At 61.6% G+C, this 2227-nt stretch carries 3 protein-coding genes and 1 pseudogene; all 4 read left to right on the forward strand.

Features of this window, described 5'->3' with window-relative positions:
• The first annotated feature begins 331 nt into the window (after positions 1 to 331).
• Positions 332 to 559, forward strand: a complete 228-nt coding sequence (locus EDC31_RS17465) for an AbrB/MazE/SpoVT family DNA-binding domain-containing protein (RefSeq protein WP_042062844.1) — start codon at positions 332 to 334, stop codon at positions 557 to 559.
• Entirely contained in the window at positions 556 to 948 is a 393-nt protein-coding gene (locus tag EDC31_RS17470; protein WP_042062846.1) for a type II toxin-antitoxin system death-on-curing family toxin, read from the forward strand. Before EDC31_RS17465 ends, EDC31_RS17470 begins: the two co-directional genes overlap by 4 nt.
• Before the next feature lie 102 nt (positions 949 to 1050).
• Entirely contained in the window at positions 1051 to 1578 is a 528-nt protein-coding gene (locus EDC31_RS17475) for a hypothetical protein (protein ID WP_042062848.1), read from the forward strand.
• A gap of 80 nt (positions 1579 to 1658) precedes the next feature.
• Positions 1659 to 2132: pseudogene (locus EDC31_RS17480) on the forward strand (IS5 family transposase); the annotation flags it as partial.
• Between the last annotated feature and the right edge of the window lie 95 nt (positions 2133 to 2227).

Genomic DNA, 2227 nt, shown 5'->3' on the forward strand with positions numbered 1-2227 from the left:
GAGGCCGAGGCCAACTACTATGCAGCCCTTCAGATCATCAATATGGCTGCGTGACTCAAACCAATTAGCCTCCGGGAAACCCGGGACGCTTCAGATCTCTGTTTGCACTATTCAGTCTCACGATTCCGATGCATGGGATTCCCCCGTCATTTGGCGGCTGGATCATCCTGGCCATGCCGCACTGCGCCGACAGGGACGATCGAACCTCCATTGAAGAGAGGCATCCAGGTCAGCGTCGATGTTCCGTCCCCCAGATCCGGTGCAGCACGTTGTCTTGGCAAACCGGCTCACACCGTATTATATCTTACGTTCAGTAAGACAGGGGGCGAGCATGGAAACGGTCACCGTTCGCAAGCAGGGCAATTCAGTCGGCATCACGCTGCCGGCGGAGACGCGCATCCGGCAGGGGCTGGAGGTCGGACAGGAACTCACGCTGGTCGAGCTGGCCGACGGCATCAAGCTGGTCAAGCGCAACCTCAGGCTCGAACGCCAGATGGCGCTCGCACGCGAGGTTCTGCGCGAGCAGGCCGATGCTCTCCAGGAATTGGCGACGCGGTGACCGAGCCGGAATTCCTCGAAGCCGACGCCGTCCTGTTCCTGCACGATTGCGCCTTGCACGAATATGGCGGCGCGCAGGGCGTCAAAAGCGCGGATCTGCTGCACAGCGCCCTCGGGCGGCCGGTGAACCGCCATCACTATACTGCCTCCGGCGAGGCCGACCTGTTCGATCTCGCCGCCGCCTATGCCTACGGGATCGCCAGCAACCATCCGTTCAACGACGCCAACAAGCGCACCGGCTGGGGCTGCTGCGTGCTCTTCCTCAAAGTCAACGGCGAGACGATCGCCGTCACTGCGCCAGAGGTGGTGGAGCATATGGTCGCACTGGTCGAAGGACAAATCGACGAAGCGGGCTTCGCCGCATGGCTGCGGAACCATCGGAAGCCGTAGTTAAATGACGGACGGGAGGATAACATCGAGGGAGAAGGTGACGATTTCTGCGCCCTCATGTCTCCGACAGTTCGAACCCCGGCCGCTTATGGAGAAAACGCCGTGAGCCAGAAACTCGGCGGCATGGATATCGCCAAACTCGCGCTGGAGGCGCGACGAAGCCGCACGAAGAAAACCCTGGCACTCTTCATGGACGAGCATTTCGAGGCGTTGCAGCAGGAACTCGGCAGAGGCACGGGCTGGCCGGCGCTTACACTCATGTTCCGCAACCTGGGCCTGAAGAACACGTGGGGTCATGAGCCCAGCGAGGGCACAGTCCGGCGGACATGGCATCGCGTGCGCCAAGCGCGAGCCAAGCAGGCGGAGCGACCGGCCCGGGCGGAAGATGTCGTGCACATCCTGGCTTCGCCCAGGCAGGCTCAGCCCCCTTCTTCCCCTCATGGAGCAAGGCCGGAGCCGGCCTCCCTCCCTACCCTGCCGCGACAGGACCACCCGGCTCTGACTGACGCCGGATCAATTGATTCTCCCTTGGATGCCACATCGAAGATCGAGCGGGCACTCATTCAGGTGCGTCGGCGCTCGCTGCCGATGCCGGTCCGCATGGACCGGACCACGGAGTCGGACTCGTGATCACAGATATGTGATAGCGGTCGCGAGCGCGCCTTCCTCGTCTCGGGCTGGTACAACCAGTCGTGTCCTGGCACAGCGAGATTGACAGCCAGTCGGTAAAAACCACGGAAAGCGGAGGTATTTCGGGCTATGACGCGGGCAAGAAGGTCAAAGGGCGCAAGCGTCACATCGTGACCGATACCTGTGGTTTCCTGGTCTTCCTTCTGGTCCACGCCGCCGACATTCAGGATCGTGACGGGGCCGTTGAAGTTCTGGCAGCAATACGCAAACGCTTTCCCTGGCTCCGCCACATCTTTGCCGATGGTGGCTATGCCGGCGATAAACTGAGATCCGCGCTCGCTTCCATGGGAAGATGGACCGTGGAAATCATCAGGCGATCAGACACAGCAAAGGGCTTCGAAATCCTGCCGCGCCGCCGGGTGGTTGAACGGACATTCGCCTGGCTGGGGCGCTGCAGGCGGCTCGCCAAAGACTGGGAAACGTCCATTGCCTCCTCAACCGCATGGACCCCGATCGCCTCAATCCGCATGCTCACACGCAGAACCGCAAGGCATCGTAGTGTCCTGCAGAACGAGTATTGTACCCTGGGCAGCGTCGAAACGCTCACGCGTGGCGTCGAAATGCCCGGCCAGAATGGCGGCCTCCTCAA

The organism is Acidomonas methanolica, assembly GCF_004346035.1.
GTDB classification, from domain to species: Bacteria; Pseudomonadota; Alphaproteobacteria; order Acetobacterales; family Acetobacteraceae; genus Acidomonas; species Acidomonas methanolica.